The sequence below is a fragment of the Bernardetia sp. genome, from assembly GCF_020630935.1.
Classification (GTDB): domain Bacteria; phylum Bacteroidota; class Bacteroidia; order Cytophagales; family Bernardetiaceae; genus Bernardetia.
On record NZ_JAHDIG010000039.1, the window covers coordinates 16,090 to 36,301 of the forward strand.

The 20,212-nt window shown below is 33.8% G+C and carries 15 protein-coding genes; 8 read left to right on the forward strand and 7 right to left on the reverse strand.

The window, feature by feature from the left end; all coding sequences use genetic code 11:
• Nucleotides 1-97 precede the first annotated feature (97 nt).
• Together QZ659_RS11900 and QZ659_RS11905 are read right to left on the reverse strand one after the other, a co-directional pair.
• Entirely contained in the window at nucleotides 98-1,228 is a 1,131-nt protein-coding gene (locus tag QZ659_RS11900) for an Mrp/NBP35 family ATP-binding protein (RefSeq protein WP_412728042.1), read from the reverse strand.
• 108 nt (nucleotides 1,229-1,336) lie between these two features.
• Nucleotides 1,337-2,080, reverse strand: coding sequence for a DUF4184 family protein (locus QZ659_RS11905; RefSeq protein WP_291726043.1), 744 nt, complete (start codon nucleotides 2,078-2,080; stop codon nucleotides 1,337-1,339).
• Between the two features lie 129 nt (nucleotides 2,081-2,209).
• On the opposite strand from QZ659_RS11905, the gene QZ659_RS11910 reads away from it, so the two are divergent.
• From QZ659_RS11910 to QZ659_RS11920, 3 genes are all read left to right on the forward strand, one after another.
• Nucleotides 2,210-4,363, forward strand: a complete 2,154-nt coding sequence (locus tag QZ659_RS11910; RefSeq protein ID WP_291726044.1) for a 7TM diverse intracellular signaling domain-containing protein — start codon at nucleotides 2,210-2,212, stop codon at nucleotides 4,361-4,363.
• A gap of 84 nt (nucleotides 4,364-4,447) precedes the next feature.
• Nucleotides 4,448-5,740 (forward strand): TRAP transporter large permease, encoded by a 1,293-nt coding sequence (locus tag QZ659_RS11915; protein ID WP_291726045.1) that lies wholly within the window; start codon nucleotides 4,448-4,450, stop codon nucleotides 5,738-5,740.
• Complete coding sequence (locus QZ659_RS11920; RefSeq protein ID WP_291726046.1) at nucleotides 5,740-6,156, forward strand: hypothetical protein; 417 nt, start codon at nucleotides 5,740-5,742, stop codon at nucleotides 6,154-6,156. Before QZ659_RS11915 ends, QZ659_RS11920 begins: the two co-directional genes overlap by 1 nt.
• 15 nt (nucleotides 6,157-6,171) lie before the next feature.
• Here the strand turns inward: QZ659_RS11920 and QZ659_RS11925 are convergent, their stop codons facing one another.
• Together QZ659_RS11925 and rsmI are read right to left on the reverse strand one after the other, a co-directional pair.
• Complete coding sequence (locus QZ659_RS11925) at nucleotides 6,172-7,350, reverse strand: hypothetical protein (RefSeq protein WP_291726047.1); 1,179 nt, start codon at nucleotides 7,348-7,350, stop codon at nucleotides 6,172-6,174.
• 98 nt (nucleotides 7,351-7,448) lie between these two features.
• Nucleotides 7,449-8,141 carry a 16S rRNA (cytidine(1402)-2'-O)-methyltransferase gene (gene rsmI, locus QZ659_RS11930; RefSeq protein ID WP_291726048.1) on the reverse strand — a complete coding sequence of 231 codons (693 nt, stop codon included), beginning with the start codon at nucleotides 8,139-8,141 and terminating at the stop codon, nucleotides 7,449-7,451.
• A 324-nt stretch (nucleotides 8,142-8,465) separates the two neighbouring features.
• On the opposite strand from rsmI, the gene QZ659_RS11935 reads away from it, so the two are divergent.
• From QZ659_RS11935 to QZ659_RS11945, 3 genes are all read left to right on the forward strand, one after another.
• Complete coding sequence (locus tag QZ659_RS11935) at nucleotides 8,466-10,175, forward strand: amidohydrolase (protein WP_291726049.1); 1,710 nt, start codon at nucleotides 8,466-8,468, stop codon at nucleotides 10,173-10,175.
• A 137-nt stretch (nucleotides 10,176-10,312) separates the two neighbouring features.
• Nucleotides 10,313-10,810, forward strand: coding sequence for a hypothetical protein (locus QZ659_RS11940; RefSeq protein WP_291726050.1), 498 nt, complete (start codon nucleotides 10,313-10,315; stop codon nucleotides 10,808-10,810).
• Between the two features lie 8 nt (nucleotides 10,811-10,818).
• Nucleotides 10,819-11,298: a hypothetical protein gene (locus tag QZ659_RS11945; protein WP_291726051.1), complete on the forward strand. Its 480-nt coding sequence runs from the start codon at nucleotides 10,819-10,821 to the stop codon at nucleotides 11,296-11,298.
• 45 nt (nucleotides 11,299-11,343) lie between these two features.
• Here the strand turns inward: QZ659_RS11945 and QZ659_RS11950 are convergent, their stop codons facing one another.
• Together QZ659_RS11950 and QZ659_RS11955 are read right to left on the reverse strand one after the other, a co-directional pair.
• Nucleotides 11,344-11,643 (reverse strand): hypothetical protein, encoded by a 300-nt coding sequence (locus QZ659_RS11950; protein WP_291726052.1) that lies wholly within the window; start codon nucleotides 11,641-11,643, stop codon nucleotides 11,344-11,346.
• A gap of 125 nt (nucleotides 11,644-11,768) precedes the next feature.
• Nucleotides 11,769-13,166, reverse strand: coding sequence for a response regulator (locus tag QZ659_RS11955; protein WP_291726053.1), 1,398 nt, complete (start codon nucleotides 13,164-13,166; stop codon nucleotides 11,769-11,771).
• A gap of 628 nt (nucleotides 13,167-13,794) precedes the next feature.
• Here QZ659_RS11955 and QZ659_RS11960 point away from each other — a divergent pair.
• Entirely contained in the window at nucleotides 13,795-14,658 is an 864-nt protein-coding gene (locus QZ659_RS11960; RefSeq protein WP_291726054.1) for a nuclear transport factor 2 family protein, read from the forward strand.
• A gap of 88 nt (nucleotides 14,659-14,746) precedes the next feature.
• Here QZ659_RS11960 and QZ659_RS11965 read toward each other — a convergent pair whose 3' ends face one another.
• Nucleotides 14,747-15,538: a YdcF family protein gene (locus QZ659_RS11965; RefSeq protein ID WP_291726055.1), complete on the reverse strand. Its 792-nt coding sequence runs from the start codon at nucleotides 15,536-15,538 to the stop codon at nucleotides 14,747-14,749.
• 371 nt (nucleotides 15,539-15,909) lie between these two features.
• Between QZ659_RS11965 and QZ659_RS11970 the strand changes: the two genes are divergently transcribed.
• A complete protein-coding gene (locus QZ659_RS11970; protein WP_291726056.1) occupies nucleotides 15,910-20,190 on the forward strand; it encodes a CHAT domain-containing protein in 4,281 nt (1,426 codons plus the stop codon).
• Nucleotides 20,191-20,212: the final 22 nt, after the last annotated feature.

The window sequence follows — 20,212 nt, forward strand, 5'->3', positions numbered from 1 at the left end:
TTACTTTTATATTTTTTGTAAAATAGAGCTTCTACTAATTTGTAAAAGCTCTATAAAAACTATTCTTATTCAAAGATAACTAATTTTTGAAACAATTTTAGGATAGCGAAACGGCTTCTGTTGGATTTTGCTCTGCATTTCTTAGGGCTACACTTTGTGCCAATTTTTGAGCAATTTCTTTAAATGTTTCTGTAACAAGTTCTGACTGAGTTTCAAGACTTTTTCCTTCAGCTTCTTGGGCTGCTAGTGGAATGCCTTCATCGCCAGCCTCACGAATTGCCTGTACTAATGGAACTTCTCCCAAGAACGGCACATCATTGCGCTTTGCCAACACTTTTCCTCCATTTTCTCCAAAAAGATAATATTTGTTGTTTGGAAGTTCGGCAGGAGTAAAATATGCCATATTTTCTATAATTCCCAAAATAGGAACATTAATTTTAGGTTGTGTAAACATTGCCACTCCTTTTTGTGCATCTGCTAGGGCAACTCTTTGAGGCGTAGTTACTATTACTGCTCCTGTTACAGGCACAGTCTGAACCAATGTGAGATGAATATCGCTCGTTCCGGGAGGAAGGTCAATGAATAGATAATCTAATTCTCCCCAATCTGTATCAGCTAAAAACTGACGAAAGGCAGAACTTGCCATAGGACCACGCCACACAATCGCATCATCTGGAGGGGCAAGAAATCCGATAGAGAGAAGTTTTACACCATGCTTTTCAAAAGGCAAGATGATATAACGCTCTCCTTCTTGACGAACACCAGGGCGTGCCGTCTCACAATCAAACATTGTAGGAATAGAAGGTCCAAAAATATCGGCATCTATCAAGCCTACTTTAGCACCAGTTTGAGCAAGCGCAACAGCTAAATTTGAAGCTACCGTAGATTTTCCAACACCACCTTTTCCAGAGGCAACAGCAATAATATTTTTTACTTCTGGAAGTATTTTTCCTGTTCGGATACTGGTAACATTTGAAGTCATTTCTATCTGACAACGAACTGTTTCATCATACTTTTCATGAATGGCTTTTTCACAGTTATTTCTGATCAGTTCCTTCAAAGGGCAGGCAGGTGTTGTCAAAACAACTGTAAAATGAACTGTGGTTCGGCTAGGCTCTTGTTCGATAGATATATTTTTTATCATTCCCAACGTTACCAAATCTTTTTTCAAATCTGGGTCATCTACTGTGGAGAGTGCTTCTAAAACTCCTTCTTTTGTAACTTGTATAGACATTAATTTATGTTTTGTAATGCTTTTTGTAGCTAATTGAATAATGAATTGCAAAAATACGAAATAGACAGCTAAACTCCTTGTAGGCAAAGATAGTTTGACAGTTTATCGGTTTTTATAAAAAAGACCTACCAAAATGAGCGAAAGCATCATGAAAGCTATGCCACTGACAATAAAATTTCCAATATGTAAATGAGACATAAATAAAATACGAAGGCTAAAAAGTAAGACAAAAATTCCAACGACAGAAAGCCAATAACTTAATGAAACAGGACATACTACTTCCAAATTTTTTGGCAATTTATATATCCAAAATAAAATCGTAATTCCACCTACAAACGTACTAAAGTGCTGTAAAAATTTATAGAGTGGAAAAGAAAATATAGGTATAGAAAAAACACTAATGACTTCTTGTCTGCTCTTTGTTTGCAGAATAGAAAACTGCTCTACAAAAAATCCGTCGTGATGTGTGAAAGCATCCCAAAATAGATGAGAAAAAGCTCCTAAAAGAACCGAGAATATAACAACTACATAATTGTATCTAAAATAACTTGTAAAATCAAAGTTGATAAATTGCTTGAAACGAGTTTGTAGAAAATGAGGTAGATTTTGAAAAAGGGGCTTTTTTACAAACAAGTGAAAAATAAAACAAAGGATAATTCCCAAAGGCAAGTCAAACCAAAAGACTCCAAAAATGGTATGAGAATATTCGCTACGCACTTTTAGGCGTAAAAAATACTCAAAATCTGGTGTCATGCTTCCAACAAAGAGAGCTGTTAGTGAAAAATAGCGTTTCCAAATAGTGCCGAAAGGCAAAACAATAGCAGGATGAGCAAAAGTAAAGGGCATATCAATGAGGTATTTTAAAAATATAGATAAAATCATTGAAGATTATATCACTTCAAGTGTTGTCTGTATCAGTAAAAAAATGTATCTTAATAAATCACTATTGAACAACTTGTATGATAGTCTAAATATATGCACACATCATTATACAAAAAAATAATACTACTTAGCAGTTTCTTTTTGTTTTTTATCTCATTATTAAAAGGACAAAATACTGTTTATGTATCTGATAAAAGCAAGACTATCGTGTTAGATACACTATGGTATATAGAAGATGCTTCGCACAAACTTACTTTTGAGCAAATCAAAGATGCAAAGTTTACTTCTACTACAGAACATAATTTTGGTATTTCTTCCTCTGTTTATTGGGCAAAGCTAAAGTTAGATATATCTACATCAAACCCAGTATTTTTAGAAGTAGGTTATCCTGCTTTAGATTCTGTTACTTTTTTCTATCAAAAGAATGGGGAGTGGAAAGAAGAATATTTTGGAGACACAAGAGCAATACAAGACATTAATTATAAACACTATCAACCCCTCTTTCTTCTTAAAAAACAAGCAGAAGACCCAACAGAAATATTTATCAGAGTTGTTTCTAATGGAAAAGTAACCATTCCTTTACAAATAAAAAGTTTAGAAGAATTAGTTTGGAGTAATTTGCTATACAATGTTATTGTTGGAGCATACTACGGAGTGTTTTTGGTAATGATAGTGTATAATTTGGTTTTATTTATCTTCTTAAAAGATAGAACTTATTTAGCCTATATTTTTCTGTTAGCAGGAGCTGGAACGTATGCTCTCAATCTGTTTGGACACGGATATTTGTTTGTACATGGACATATTAGTTGGCTTGACCACTCCTTAATATCTATGTCAATGGGAGTATATTATGTGTTTGTATATATGTTTACTCGCTTTTTTCTTTCTTTAAACAAGGTAAACAAGACTCTAGATAAGTTTTTTATATTTCTATCAGTATTGGGAGGAGTTTTCATATTGTCTAGTTTTATTTTTTCATATAGCACAGTTGCCAAAATAGGAGTTTTATTTACTATTTTTACTCAATTTTTAATGCTGGGAGTTTGTATTTATACATGGAGAAAAGGAGTCAAAGCAACTCGTATTTTTTTACTAGCTTGGAGCTGCTTTTTTGTAGGAGCTGTGCTAAGTTCTTTATCGATACAAGGCATTATCACAGATAATTTCATCACTAGATATGGTTCTGATATTGGTTTTATTCTTCAAATTGTATTGTTTTCGGTGGCTTTGAGTGATAGATACCGTATTTTCAAGAAAGAAAAAGAAAGTATGCAAAAAGAACTTTTGGAAATGCAACAAGAGCAAACTGAAAAGCTAGAAGTTCTAGTCAAGGAACGCACACAAGAAATCACTCTCAAACAAGAAGAAATACTGACACAAAATGAAGAGCTACATCAGCAACAGGAAGAAATAATGGCTCAAAGAGATTTTATAGAAGCCAAACACATGGAACTCCAAAAGGTAAATGTAAAAATGGAGGAACAAAATCGCCTCATTACAGACAGTATTCGGTATGCAAAGGATATTCAGTTTGCCCTTCTTCCAAAAGCCAATAGGCTTAATCAAGCCTTCGAAGAACATTTTGTCTTGTTTAAACCAAGAGATATTGTGAGTGGAGATTTTTATTGGTTTGGAGAACTGGACAATAAAAAAATATTTGCTGTTGGAGACTGCACAGGACACGGCGTTCCAGGTGCGTTTATGTCTATGATAGGAAATGATTTGCTTACTCACGCTGTAATAGAAAGCCGAGTAACTGACCCAGCCAAAATACTAGAGCGTATGCACAAAGGTGTGCGATATGCCCTCAAACAAGAACAAAAAGATAATTCTGATGGAATGGAAGTAGCTATTTTGGTGGTAGATAAAGAAGAAAAACAAGTATCTTACGCAGGAGCAAAAATTCCACTCATTTATATTCAAAATGGAATTACTCAAAAAATAAGAGGAGATAAAAAAACTATTGGAGGAAAGCAAAAAGAACTCAAAAGAGAGTTTACTACCCATACAATTTCTATTGAAGATTCTACTTGTTTCTATATGTTTTCTGATGGTTATCAAGACCAATTTGGAGGAAACCAAACCGACCGAAAACGCTTTCAGTCTAATTACCTAACAGAGCTATTAGAGCAGAATCATCAACTTACCTTTGAAAAACAGAAAGAAATTTTAGAAGATAATCTGAAAGAGTGGCAAGGTAATCAATCTCAACTAGATGATATTTTGGTTGTGGGTTTGAAGCCTTAGCTTTCATTTTTTTCATTAATTTGCATAAAAATAATTCTTTCTGTATTCGCTTGACTTAAAAGGGAACTACATCCATATATTTCTATGCTCGTCTTATTGCTATTTGCTTGTCTTTTTGTCCTGCTTCTTAAAGGGTATCCTGTCTCTTTTACATTGGGTGGAGTAGCTGTTTTGTTTGGTGTTTATCTTTTTGGATGGGACTTTTTTAATCTGCTTCCCCTTCGTATTTATGGTACGATGACAAACTTTGTTTTGATTTCTGTACCCCTTTTCGTTTACATGGGAGTTATGCTAGAAAAATCGGGCATTGCAGAACGGCTTTTAGAAACAATGGCTTTGCTTTTAGGGCGTTTGCGTGGTGGATTGGCAATTGCTGTTGTAATTGTGGGTGCGCTTTTGGCTGCTTCTACTGGCGTAGTTGGAGCAACTGTCGTAACGATGGGACTTTTCAGCCTTCCCACAATGCTCAAACGTGGTTATAAACCCGAACTTGCCACAGGAACTATCGCAAGTGCAGGAACTTTAGGGCAGATTATTCCTCCAAGTGTGGTATTGGTTTTATTGGGCAGTGTGATGAACGTATCAGTCGGAGATTTGTTTGTGGGAGCTATTGTACCCAGTATTTTGCTTGTTATTTTATATATCCTTTATATTTTCTTTACAGCGTGGAAAAACCCAAATGCTGCCCCACCTATTCCGAAAGAAGAACAAGCTGAATTTAAAGACCAACTGACTTTCTCATTACTTTTCAAGGCTTTTGTTTTGCCATTGTTACTCATTTTGTCAGTATTAGGTTCTATTTTTTCTGGTATTGCCTCACCTACGGAAGCTGCTGGTGTGGGCGCACTTGTGGCTACAATTCTAACAGCTTTTGAAGGGAAGCTCAATCTGAAAATCATTAAGGAAGTCAATAAAGAAACGATGTATCTTACTTGTATGGTCTTTATAATTTTGGTAGGTGCAACGGCTTTTGGGCTTGTTTTTCGTGGAATGGGAGGCGATAAAATTTTGATAGATTTTATTGAAGGAGCAAATCTTAGTCCTTATGCTTTCTTAGCTTTAGTGATGGTTTTGGTGTTTGTGGCTGGTTTTTTTATTGATTTTATTGAGATTGTCTTTATTTTTATGCCTGTCGTAACGCCTATTTTTGCAGCCTATCAGATGGATTTGATTTGGATTGCTATTTTGGTTTCTATGAATCTTCAAACCTCTTTTCTAACTCCTCCTTTTGGATTTTCATTGTTTTATTTGAAAGGTGTTGCTCCTCCAGAAGTCAAGACGGGACATTTGTATCGTGGAATTGTTCCTTTTATTATTATTCAGTTACTTTTAATGACTTTAATTATTTTATTCCCTAATTTGGTAAGGCTTTTTTAATGGAAAATTTAGATAAAGATATTTTTGAAGAATCTATTCATTTTGGGCTGAATAGTCAAACGAAGAAGTTGCTAAAAAGAGTAGTATTTTGGGCAAAATTTATCTCAATATTAGGGCTTCTGGCAGTAGTATTATTATCTCTTTTATTTGGTTTGTCGGTAATTGAAAGAGAAATGATTTTAGGTGATGCCGTTGTTATGTGGATTATGCTTGCTTTTTTTATTATTCCCTTGGTATATTTGTTTGTTTTTGCCTTGAAAGCTGAAAGTGCACTTAGAGAATCAGATAGTTTTATTCTGCAAAAGGCTGTCGAATATCTCAAATCTTATTTTAAGTCTATTGGTATTTCAATGATTTTGGTATTCATACTATTTATAATAGTTATAGCAAGTGTAATCATTACAGATTATAATTAATCTATGATGTAGAACTTACTCTTCCAAAAACTCCAAAAATTCTTTCTTAGCATCTGGTAAGCCTGCATCTCTTAATAAAAGTTTGAAGTTGCCAAATGAGACACCATTTTCTCCCCAGCCATTGGAATTGGCAATGGCTTTTAGCGCAATAATTTCGTTTTCTTCTAAGTCTTTGAGTTTGGTTTCCTTGATGGGAATTTCTCTATCTTTATTCAAAATTTCCAAAACAAAACTGGTAGTAGATGTAGCTTGATACATATTCAATTCTGCTAATGCTTTGCTTAAAGCTAAAAGTATTTTCTGTTCTTCTTCTTTTGTCTGAGCGTATCTTGTCAAGATTCCACTAGCATAACCATTCAAATCTCCTTTATTGAATCGTACATCTACATCTCTCAATTCTTCATTAGAAGTAATGGCTGTAATGAGAATATCTATAATTGTATCTGTAAGTGGCATTTCAGCCAAAGCAATCGCTGCCGAAGTTTTTAAAAGTGGAGAAGAAGAATGTAGATAATCTTTTAAAAAAGTCATATCTATCTGTGGAATTGTATTTTTTGCAAGCAAACCAATTGACAAAATACAGTTTGCTATATCTTCTTCGTCTTTCAACAAAGGAATTTGAGATTTTATAAGTTCTGCCGAGCTTGTTCCTTTTTCTGCAAACCAACCTAGTGCATAGACAGCAGCATTAACCAAAGCTAGGTTTTCTATTTTTTCGTCTTTTGGAGTTTTTAGTATAATTTCTTGTAAAATAGGAACTCCATCTTCTGCAAAACAGTAACAATCTAAAAGAGCCAAATAACTATAGCCATATTCTTTGCTATTTTGGATTTCTTGTTCCGACATACCTTCGTGAGCTTGTCGTAGTTCTGCTTTTATCTGTCTTGGATTAATTCCTTCTTGTAGATATGAACTCTCATATCCTAATGCTAATTGAACAATATAGTAGATTATTTTATGCCTGTCCTCAACTTCTTCATTTTCCACAAGTTCATACAAAAACGGAATGGCATAAGGACTTGCTTCATAGCGTGTTCCTTGATGAAAAATATTTCCATAAAGTATCCAAAGAGCCTGTTTTCGAACTTCTCTATGTGGACTAGCAAGCGCACGTATATTTGCAGGAATATCAGAGGCTGCTCCGTAAGCATGTTGTAGATTGTGCCAATCAATAGTTTCTAGTTTTTCTAGCATTTTTTCTAAGCAGAGTTATTTTTTAGCAAATCAGTAAAAATTTGTACAGATTCAAGCTGTTGTTGAAGTTGTTTTTACTCAAATGTAATCAAAAACTATTAATTTTTTCCTCCCACCACAATTACAAATTCACCTTTTACCTTTCCATTTTCTGAAAAATAAGTAATCAGTTCTTCTAGTGTTCCATTTTTAGTTTCCTCATATACTTTTGTCAGTTCACGAGAAACAGAGGCACTTCTATCATTTCCACAAAATTCAGCAAGTTGTGTAAGAGTTTTGAGAAGTCTGTGAGGAGATTCGTACAAAATAAAAGTTCTTTTTTCTTCGGCTAAGGTTTCTAAATGCGTTTTTCTACCTTTTTTGTGAGGTAAGAATCCTTCAAAACAAAAACGCTCACTCGGCAAGCCAGATTTTACCAATGCTGGAACAAAAGCTGTTGCCCCTGTCAAACATTCTATCTGTAAATCAGCTTTCAAGGCTTCACGCACAAGCAAAAAACCAGGGTCAGAGATGGCTGGCGTTCCTGCATCAGAAACAAGAGCAATCGTTTTTCCTTCTTGCATCTGTTCTACCCACTTCTGAACTGTATGATGTTCATTATGAGCGTGATAGCTTTGTAGAGGTTGTTTTATTTCATAATGTTTTAACAAAACACCTGTTTTGCGTGTATCTTCTGCAAGGATTACATCTACTTTCTTGAGTGTTTCTAAAGCTCGTAATGTAATGTCTGCTAAGTTTCCAATAGGAGTCGGAACAAGGTAAAGCGATGTAGAGTTTTCTGTGTTTTCCATACTGCAAAGGTAGAACTTAGAATTTAGATTTACAGAATTTGAAAATAGATTTTTATCGCTAAAATATATAACTCACAAACTGTCTTACCAAAAAGCAACAAAAAACGATTAAAATTAGCTAATTTTGATAGTCGTTTGAAACTTGTTTAGTTGTAGAGTACTGGACATCAATAGATATTTTCTCTTCTGTGTGGCACAGAATAGGAAAAAATACTGTTCGTTGGTGTTTTCGTGTAGCGATACCAACAACTTTTTATCTCATATCCAGTAGTCTAGTTTAGTTGTCGTCTTGTTTCCACTTATTTTGCTAAAGAAAATCAAACTATGAAATTACATTTATCTTTTTTTTCTCACTATATCACACTATTTCTTTTACTATTAATTATGTCTAGTTCTTGCTCTTCCAAAGAAGTCGTTGATTTGATTGTCCATAATGCTCATGTTTATACTGTAGATGAAAAGTTTTCTCAAAAAGAAGCCTTTGCTATTCGTGATGGAAAATTTGTAGCAGTGGGGAAGAGTAAAGAAATTCTGAAAAAATATACAAGTCCAAGAATTGTAGATGCTCAAAAAAATTATGTTTTACCTGGTCTTATTGATGCACATGCTCATCTGTATTGGCTCGGACAAAAGCTAGAAGAAGCTGATGTAAGTGGGGCAAAATCACTAGAAGAAGTAATTTCTATTTTACAACAATATAGAGAATCAAATCCAGATAAAAAATGGCTCAAAGGATATGGATGGAATCAGAATAATTGGACACCAGCCACTCTGCCTACCAAAGAGTTATTAGATGAAGCCTTTCCAGATATTCCAGTATTTTTAAAGCGAATAGACGAACATGTAGCTTTAGTAAATCAGAAAGCACTTTCAGAAGCTAGAATTACGAAATACTCTAAAATGCCAAAAGGAGGAACTTTGGGAGAGTATGAAGAAAATGAAGAAAACAAAGAGAAAGGTTTGAAAGGGCTTAACGGACTTTTGTATGAAACAGCTATCAATTTAGCCACAGAAAAAATGCCTCCAGTAACAGAAGATGAAATGAAAAGAGCTTTTCAAGGAGCAGAAAAAACCTGCTTTCAGAATGGTGTAACTTCAGTAGGCGATGCACTGATGGATAAGAAAATGTTTGAGCTATTAGACACTATGCACCGTGAAGGTTCTCTAAAATTGCGTATTTATGTGATGATTGACCCAACAGAAGAAAATCAAGAATATTTTTTAGAAAAAGGAACTATCAAAACTGAACGTTTGCACGCAGGAGCATTAAAACTTTTTGCTGATGGGACATTGGGGTCGTATGGTGCTGCAATGTTAGAACCTTATTCAGACGATGAAACAGCCTATGGAGCAATGTGGAGAAGTACAGACGAATACAGACAGCTTATCAAAAAATTTGCAGGCAAAGGCTTTCAAGTCAATACACATTGTATCGGCGATTCTGCTAATCGTATATTTTTAGATTTGTATGGCGAGTTTTTAGGAAAAGAAGAAAACAAAAATAAAGATTTACGTTGGCGTATTGAACATGCACAAGTGATTCATCACGATGATTTAGAAAAATTCAAAACATTTAAAGTTATTCCTTCGGTTCAGCCTACACATGCTATTTCGGATATGCCATGGGTAGAAACTCGCTTAGGGAAGGTTCGTGTTCGCCACGCTTACACATACAGAGAACTTTATGAACAAAACAATATGATAGCTTTTGGAACAGATTTTCCGATAGAAGCTGTCAATCCATTTGCTACTTTCCATGCTGCTGTGGCTAGGCAAGATGGCTTAGGAAATCCAAAAGAGGGTTTTCAAATGGAAAATGCTGTTAGTCGTGAAGTAGCTTTAAAGGCAATGACTATTTGGGCAGCTCATGCAGCTTTCGAAGAAAACGAAAAAGGAAGCATTGAAGCTGGAAAGTTTGCTGATTTTATTATCATTGATACTGATATTATGAATACAGACAATCGCCTTTTGAGGAATACCCATGTTTTACAAACTTATGTGAATGGAGAAATGGTGTATATTAGTGATTTTTAGAGAAAAAACTTATTCATGCTAAAAACGTTTTTATCTTAAAGGAATCATTTTAGCCATTGTTGGTGTCCCTGCCAACGATTCATTCCACACGACAATCAAATTTATTTTTATCATAACACTTTTAAAATTTTATCAATATGGCAATGAGCAGAGCAAAATCTATATCACTCATTACAATAGCAGTGATTTTACTTTTATTTTTTGGAGTAGGTAGCTTTATTTATTTTGGCACGTTTAGTAATGGCGACAGAGCTGGAGTAGTTATTAAGGTAAGCCAAAGAGGGTATCTTTTCAAAACTTGGGAAGGCGAAATGAACCTCAATGACCAAGGAAATACCATAGAAAAGTTTGAATTTTCGGTAGAAGATGACCAAACCAAAGTCATTGAAGACTTGAAAGACGCTGCCCTAACTGGAGAGCGTGTCCGAATTTCTTACGTAGAAAGGTATCGTACGTTTGCGTGGCGTGGAGATACAAAATATTTTATTACCAATGTGATTAGACAGAAAAATAATGAGTTAAGAAATAACAAAGAAGATAGTCGAACAAATTCTAATACAGAAACAGAAAATCAAGATACTCAGCAAGAAAAAGAAGAACCAGTAAGTACTGATACAACAGTTCGTGAAATGTAATCTGTCAAATGAATACTCCTTCATTATTTTCCTCCCACAGAAAAAATGTAGCCTTTAGTTTGTTTTTGGAAAAAATAGACTTTTCTATTTCTGAAAAAACTAAAGGCTATCAAACTTTCGAAAAAGCAGAACTAGGTTGTGATTACAATTCAATGTTTGATGAGCGAGAGGTATTTTTAGACTGTGTATGCAAATTTGTATTTGATAATCAGTTTGACCATAACATACACATAGAAGATGCTTTTTATTATTTGGAGGAGCTAGTATATTTGATTCAGAAGGGTGTTAAGGTAGATGTTATTTTTATTCTCTCTGAAAAAAATCGGATGATTACTAGAAATAAAGGTATTGAAGAATATAGAACACACAGCCGTTGGATTGATATTCCCCCAAAACGTATTATCAAGACCTATACTGATTTTGAAGAAAAAATACAAAAGTTAAGAAAGTATTGTATTGAGCAGGATATAAAAATAGTAGAAATTTGAAAGAAGGGAGTATCCCAAAAAGTGTGTCAGTGAAGTTTTAGTTATTTATTTAATCAAACTGTAGTTTCCTTCTCTATATTTTAACTCCATAATTTCTTCATTCCACTCGTTATCTACAGCAAATAAAATAGAACGTTCTACAAACTTTGGTGTAGCAATTTTAGGATAAAAATCTATTTGTGCATTTTTTCTACTAGGCTCTAATACATCATACCAGCCAAAATCAACTATTAAAAGATTATCTTCATTCTCACTTGGAACAATAAAAACTTTCTCATTGAATTTCCAATGATATTTTTTATCATTTACAATAATAGTACGTAAACCTTTTTTTGATATTGCCATATAAGCTAAAAAGTTGTTAGTTAAACGGCTTAAATTTCAAATAAACCAATTTTATCAAATCATCTTTCTTACTAGTGCTTAATATAAAAAGAAAAATAGAATTGTAGTAACTTTACATTACCATGTTATTTCTCCGAAACTTTCACGCTTTCATTTTCTTCACCTTCTTCTGATTCTACATTCTTAGGCAAGAAAATACTAAAATCTGTATATTCTCCTTCTTTCGAATCCACTTGAATCTCTCCCTTATGGATATTTCTGACAATATCATAACAGATAGAAAGCCCTAAGCCTGTCCCTTCGCCTGCTGGTTTGGTGGTGAAAAATGGATTAAAAATCTTATCCATCATTTCTTGTGAAATGCCTGTTCCGTTGTCTCTAAAAATAATTTCCACATTATCATCATGATTGATAGTGGTTACGGTCAGCATAGGCTCAAAACTATCTCCTAACTTACGTTTTTTGTTGTAGAGCGCATACAAAGAGTTACTCACAACATTTAAAAATACACGTCCTAAATCTTGTGGGATAATTTTTATATCAGTTACATTCGTATCAAGATTGGTTTCTATTTTGGCAGCAAAACCTTTGTAGTTATTGATTGTACTGTGGTATGCCAAACTGATATACTCTTGCAACATCGTATTGATATGCGTTTTCTGATAAACTCCTTTTCGGTCTTGTGAGTGCATAAGCATGTTATTGATAATGCTATCAGCACGTTTTCCGTGTTCGTGGATTTTTTCAGAGTTTTCATTGAGATTTTGTAGAATATCTGTGATATCTTCTACATCATCTTGCGAAATATTTTCTAATACGCCATCAACAATACTGTTACTAAACTTGGTAAAGGTTTCGTTGAGTTCGCTAATCATCTCTTTAGAAAGTTCTGAAAAGTTGATGATAAAATTCAATGGGTTTTTTATCTCGTGCGCAATTCCTGCTGTTAGCTCTCCTAAAGAAGCTAGTTTTTCTTGTGCGATTACTTGCTTTTGCGCATTCTTTAGTTTGCTAAGTGTGCTTTCTAGTTTGAGATTAGTTTCTTTTATCTGTGAGAGGGCTTTTTTGAGTTCGGAAGTGCGCTCTTCTACTCTTCTTTCTAATTCTGATTTATGGTTTTTCTCTAGCTTTATAATGCTCAAATAGGCATTGATTCGGCTTGTAAGCTGATAATCGTCAATTGGCTTGGTAAGATAATCAGTTGCTCCTAATGAAAAACCTTTTTCTTTAAACTCTTCTGATTTGTAGGCTGCTGTAAGGAAAACAATCGGAATATTTCTTGTCTTTTTTCGGCTTCGAATAAGTTTTGCTGTTTGGAAACCATCCATTTCAGGCATTTGAATATCCAAAATAATAAGGTCAATAGATTCACGCATCAAAACCTCAAGAGCTTCAATACCCGAATTTGCCTCTACAATTTCAATTTCTTCAAAATGTTCTTCCAATAATGCCCTTAGAGTAAATAAATTACTCGGAACATCATCTACAATAAGTACCTGAATAGGAGATAGTTGTTCAGACATGCGTCTTGCTTTGATTAATTTATGTTCTAAATTTGTCTTCCGAATCCTACTAAAAAGGAGTTTGACAAATCAAAATATAGCTTTACTTGATTTGTGTTTTATCTTAAACCAATTATAAATATACAATTTTATAAACACCTTTACAATTTTACATCTTTCTCTGCAATAATACAACCTTATCGAACTACAAATTTGTTTAACTTATGCTTTTTAGACAAAAATAGACTTTAGTTCTGTGAACGGACATTTTTCATAGAAATATTTATTTCAAAAATAGTTTAACTAACTTTATTCTATCTTAATCAAAGAAAGTCAAAATATGATACTCAGTAACTTTAAAAAACTATGAAATGTAAAGTAGTTCAGTTGGATTAATTCTTGTAAAACTACCTATGTTCAAAGATTTTTTATCTAAAAACAGCTAGAAAAACAAGTATTTCATACAAATAAAGTTATTTTTAACTTTACTATTTACTCAATCTTAAATATGCAATGAAAAAACATTGATTCCCTAATCGATGTTAATCCCTTTAATTTAACCTATTTTTATATTCTTATGATATATTCATTTTTTTCCTTCTATTCAATGAAAACCTTCAAGACCATTTTTTCTAAATTTTTATTGCTAATGGTACTTTCTCTGTCTTATTCAACCTTATACGCCCAAAAAGGAAAAATAAGTGAAGAAGAAAAACAAAAAGCTAGAGACAAAGCTGCCGAAGTAATTATCAAAAAAAATCTAATGGAGTTTGCTGCTGCTTACTCAAAACTAGGCGAAACAAAAGATGTTAAGGCTGTTATGCAGCACATGGCAAAAGATGTTACTTCTACGCTCGTAACCTTTAATATTTCAGACAGAGGTTCTGTACTGAATAGCGATTACGAAGGCTTTTATAGTTACCTTACCAAAATTGTACGTACCGACGGTCTAAAAATCAATTATGATGTAACAGAAATATTGAGAAACGATGTAAGAGGCTCAATAGGAATCATTGTTTATTTAGTTGAATATGAAATTACCAAAAATAAAGAGATTTGGTCGAAGGGAACAGAAACGGTTTCAATGGTTTTTAGAAACGACAAGCGTACTGGAGAGTGGAAAATAGCTCATTATTCAGTGATTGGAACAGAAGACGAGCGCATCAAGGGTGTTTGTTCGTGTGAACTTTATAAATCTAGTACAGGCATTAATTCTGGAAATTACTTAGTAAAGACGATTGTTCCGAGTGGAAAAAACTATTCTACTATGGTAAGTAACTTTGAATTTGTTTATGAAAACCCAGATGGAAAAGGAGGAAAGCGCACTGTTAGAGTAGGAGATAATATGTATAGTTGGACACAAACAGGAGATATCTTTAGACTTGCAGACGATGGAACACAAGGAGATTTGGTTGCTAAATCGCATCCTAACGATGAAGTTTTGGCAATTATGTCTATTTTGAAATATGATATTTATTCTGAAAACTGTACAAATATCAATTTGAAGCGATAAATAAAATATTCTAAACGACGGCTTTAGTCCTCGTTTACGGTTAGAAAATATGAAGGTAGGGACAGGATTCAGTTGTTTCTACCTTTTTTTATAATTTCCCTGTAATATCATAAACAATATAGCCCACAATTTCGTGGATTATCTTTCCCCATTTTGCCATCGCATCTTCAGTAGGAATTAGGTTTAATAGAGTAAGCATATTCTTTCTTTCGTTTGCCATAAAATCCGTAGAAAACCCATCTACTTTCAAACCTGCTTTTTCAAAACAACCTAAAGCCCTTCTCAAATGAAATGCAGATGTAATGACTAAAATCTGATTTTTATTATTTGGCTGATAATTTAGTTTTTCCTTTAAAAAAATAGCAGAAAACTGCGCATTTTCATAGGTGTTTTTAGATAATGATTCTATTAAAATATCTTCTTCTGCAATGCACATATCTTGGAGCATATCTTTATATTTGTAGGTGCGTTTGGGTAGTTTTTCTTCTCCAGTAGTAAGGTTTATTTCTTCAGACATTCCCACTACTAAAATTTTTTTTATTTTTCCTTCTTTGTATAAACGTATAGCCTGTAAAAGCCTATCTATGCCTGCTTGTGCATAAACTCTATCTTTTGGTTCTTTTCCTGAGTTGCTCATTCCTGTCAAGACAATTCCTATTTGATAGTTTTCTACTTTTTTTATAGGAGTGGGAGCAACTTCCCAAAGCAAATACATTTCATTAGCTAAAAAAGGATTCGTAACCACTAGAAATAATACTACGCCTATTTTTAAAGATTTTGTGCGCCATTTTTTAGAAAAAACAGCAATTAGTAAAAATAGTGTTATCCAAGTGATAGGCATTAGAAAATAGAAAAGCGTTTTGGATAAAAAATAAAACATAAAGAATTAGAAGTTAAAGTGCATAAATAGACAAATATATCACAAACAGAATAAGCTGTGGCATTCTATATAATTATTTTTTGTAATTTAGATGTATCTATAAATCTGAAAATAACTGAACGCTTTAGTTTAGATATAAATACACTAACTTTAAGTGAAAATAAGATACTAACGGTTTGCTAGAATGAAAAAAAATAGAGTGCTGGACATGATATAAAAAAGTTGGTGGTGTCGCTACAATAAAACACCAACAACGGCATTTTTTGGTATATGTTTTTGCCATTGTCGGTGTCTGACTGACGATACTTACTTCAACATCCAGTACTTTAGAAATAGAGTCTCATTCTCAACAAAATCAAGAAAATAATTTTATGCTAAAAAAGAATACACTACTTATACTTTTGCTTATCTCTACTCTATCTTTTTCTAGTTTTGCACAAGGAGATGGAGCAGAAAAACAGCTATTGAGAAACTTAGAAATTTCTGAACACTATTTTGAAGATGGAGACTATAAGAAAGCACTTTCCGAAACTGAAAAACTGTATAAGAAAGCCAATAAAAGAGGAAAAAAGGATATAGCCACTCAAATAGAAAAATATCTTATTAAATATTATGAAGCAACAGGAGAGATTACAAATTTCCATAATACAGTAAAAAAATTTATAGAACATCGTAAAGAACAAGGAGAGAATGGAAAAGGACATGGCTTGGCTCTTTTACAGGCTGCAAAATATTATGCTGAATATTCTTTTACTCAGCAAGCTGAAACATATTTAACAGAAGCTAAAAAAATATTGGGGGAAAAACCTACTGAAGAGTATATTCTTTCAGAGGTGTATTATACCCAAGTGCTTATCGATTTTCAAAGAGGTAATTTCCTAAATCTGTTGGATAACCAAATAGAAGATTTGATAAGTGTTAGGAAAAATTTAATCGCTAATGAGGCTCAATTTTATAGCGATGCAAACAAACAGACTCAAACACGCAAACTTTCAGAAAGAGAAAAAAATCGCAAAAAAACAGATTATGTCCAAGCAATATCGCTTCGTGCAGATGCTGCTCGTTTGGCAGGAAGATATGTAGAAGCAGGAAAATATGTAGAGCAAGCAGATGAGTTTATCAAATCGGAACTTTCTACTCGCCAGCTTGCCTACGTCCGAAATCAATATGTCAAAATTCAGTTAATGATAGACAATGGAGGTGAGAGAGAAAAAATAAGAAAGCTACTAGAAAAAACGCTCTACCGTGCTGAAAGAACGGTCGGAACTGTGCATAAAGATTATATCAAACTACATACTCTACTCATAGATTACTACATCAATAGTGGCTTCGTAATTCAGCAAAGTATAGAAAAACAAGGGTTTTCTTTAAAGCCAAAAATTTTTCAAAACATACAGTACAATACTCAAAACGTTAGACAGCGTTGGGAGTTAGAACGCAATGCAGCAAAATATTATGGTACAGGACATTTGCAATATTCTATTGCACTTCAAGCTGATGCTATGTGGAACTATGAAAATCAGCGTTATGCACAGTCGCTTAGATTATTGACTGATATGTATAAAAATACCAAACTTGTCCCAAAAGATACAGAAAGGCGTTTAGCCATCATAGAAGATATTTATTATGTTCGTTTGGCAGCTGATGATTATGAAGAAGCTGGAAAACTTATGGAAGAGTGGGTGGCTTCTCATGCTCGTATCCACGGTATAAAAACATTAGGCTATCATCTTGCTAATATAAAACTAGCAAAGTTTTATTTTAATTATACAGAGAAATTTAAAAGAGCAGGAGAGCTTTACAATCTTCATATGAAAGAACTGACAAACTTTGTAGAACCTCAAAGTCTTATCTATCTCAGCTCTTTAAATGATTGGATAGACTATTATATGGCAAACGATGAGTTTGAAAAAGCCAATGAAAAATCTAAAGAAGCCTTACAAATTATTGAAAAAAGATATGGTACAGACCATCCTCGTTATGCTGCTCAGTTAGAAGTTGCTGCTCGCTTGAATATGCAACAAAGTAATTATAAGCAAGTAGATGCACAAGTTTTTCAGATGCTACAAATATATGATAAGCAGTACAATCCTTCTTTAGCCTTCGAACACGCAAAAGCATTGGAAACAGCAGCGCATTATTACGTAACGATGGGGCTTTACGACCGTGCAGAAGAATTATTGAACCAAGCTGAAAGAAGATTTAGCCGTTCTAGCCAGTCTATTGCTAACTCTAGTGCTGCCGAAGAATTAGCCTTTCTTTACATAGAAACGGCAGATTTTAGTGCAGCCGAACAGCTTTTGATAGAAACAGTTGCAGAAAAAGAAAAAAGATATGGACGAGACAGCCGTTTTTTAATAAATACGTATAATCAGAGTGCGAATTTAGCCTTTGCCAATGGAAAATACGTAGAGGCAGAGCAGTTTGCCAACAAAGCTCTATCTATTGCTCAAAATATTTTTGGTGATAATTCTATCCGTACCGTAACAAGTTTAAGTCTTTTAGCAGATTATAATCTAGCTATTGGAGATTATGAAAAGGCACAAGAGTTTGCCCAAAAAGCACTAAAAATAAAAACAGATGTATTAGGAGCAGACCATTTAGACAGGGCAAACACACTGATTCAACTTGCTAAAATTAATTTTTATTCTGATGCTGATTGGAAAGAAGTAACACAAGAATTAGAAGAGGCAGACAAGACCTTAATAAAAAATTTAGGAGAGAATACACCAGTATATGCAGGTTTTTTGAAAACTTCGGCAGAGCTATATGTTGCTCACAAAGACATTCAAACAGCTTTAGACCAACTAGGAAAAGCATTATCTATCTTACAAAAAATACCATCGGCATCTTTGGTAAGTTTGGCAGAAATAAATGTATTGCTAGGAGATTTGGAAATTCAACAAAATAATCCTGAAACGGCACAAGAATTTTATGAAGATGCTCGTAAAAAATACTCAAAAGTATTTAGTCAAGTTCATCCGAAATATGTAGGAGTGCTAGGGCGAATTGCTCGTATGTACTACGTAAAAAATGATTATAAGCGAGCAGAAAAATATTTGAGTGAGGTATTAGACAAACACAAAGAGTATATAAACACTACTTTTGCAGTACTTAGTGATAGAGAAAAAGCAAAAAACTGGGAGCAGATTCGTCCAGATTTTGAGTTTTTTACACATCTTGTTGTCAAATTACAACCTAAAAAGAAAAAGCTATTACAAGATTTGTATGATAATATTCTCCTTACAAAAGGAATTTTATTAGGTCAGTCGCAAAAGTTGCGTAACGAAATTTATAAACGAAGTCCAGACGATACGCTTCGTGTAAATTTTGAAAAATGGCAAGTGAAAAAGATACAACTCAACTCTGCTTTGGCACTAAGCCCAGAACAACTCAAACAAGAAAATATAGATGTTCGTAGCTTGCAAAAGGAAATTGAAGATTTATCAAAGATACTATCTCGCCAGTCTTCTGATTTTGCAGCAGCCACCCAACAAGAGGCAATCACTTGGAAAGATGTTCAGAAAAATCTGAAAAATAAAGAATATGCTGTCGAAATTATTCGTTATCGTCAGTTTGAAAAAGACTTTACAGATAGTGTAAATTATATTGCTTTGGTTTTGCCTTCTTCTGGACAAATCAAACTAGCAAAAATGCCGAATGGGAATAAAATGGAAGACGGAGATTTGCAGTATTATAAAAATACAGTGGAGTTTTCTTTAGAAGATTATGATTCGTATGACATATACTGGAAACCTATTGGCGACAAGATAGCAAAAGATGCAGGTAAAATTTATCTTGCTTGTGATGGAGTTTATAATCAGCTCAATGTCGAAACATTCAGAATGGGCGAAAGCGATTTTGTTATAGATAACTACTTTATCTCTCAGCTTACCAGTACACGTCAAATTGTAGAAAAGGAAGTCAATAATGTTTTTCCTAATAATTTTGTTTTGTTTGGAAACCCACTCTTTTATGTAGATTATCAAGGCGCACAGAGTTATCCAACATTGCTGGGAGCAGAACGTGAGGTAGAGATTATTTCTTCACAATTAAAAGGCGAAAATAAAAATGTAACTACCTATCTGAATGAGAATGCTGAAGAAAATCAAATGAAAAATTTGAGTGCTAGAGAGAATACAGTGTATCATATTGCAACACATGGCGTATTTAAAGAAGACATTTCTAGGGAAGAACGTGAGCGTTCGACAGCTTTAGGAACATACAATGACCCTTATATGCGTTCTGGACTTCTTTTTAAAGCAGGAGGAAATATGGTACAGAATAGAAGTGTTCACGAGTATAACCGAGATGAAGGTATCTTGACAGCTTCTGAAGTAGCTACGCTTAATTTCAATTCTCCACTTGTCATAATGAGTGCGTGTGAAACAGGACGTGGCGAAACCAAAGTAGGAGAAGGAGTATATGGTTTGCAAAGTGCTTTTTTGATAGCTGGTGCAGATGCGCTTCTGATGTCGTTGTTTAAAGTAGATGATGATGCGACACAAGAGTTAATGAAAATTTTCTATAAAAAATGGAAAGAAACACAAGATAAGCGAGTTGCTATCAGAGAAGCAAAACGAGAGCTACGTCAGAATCCGAACTATGCAGACCCAATATATTGGGGAGCTTTTGTGATGATAGGAAGATAATTTTAATGAATTTGTAAAGTAT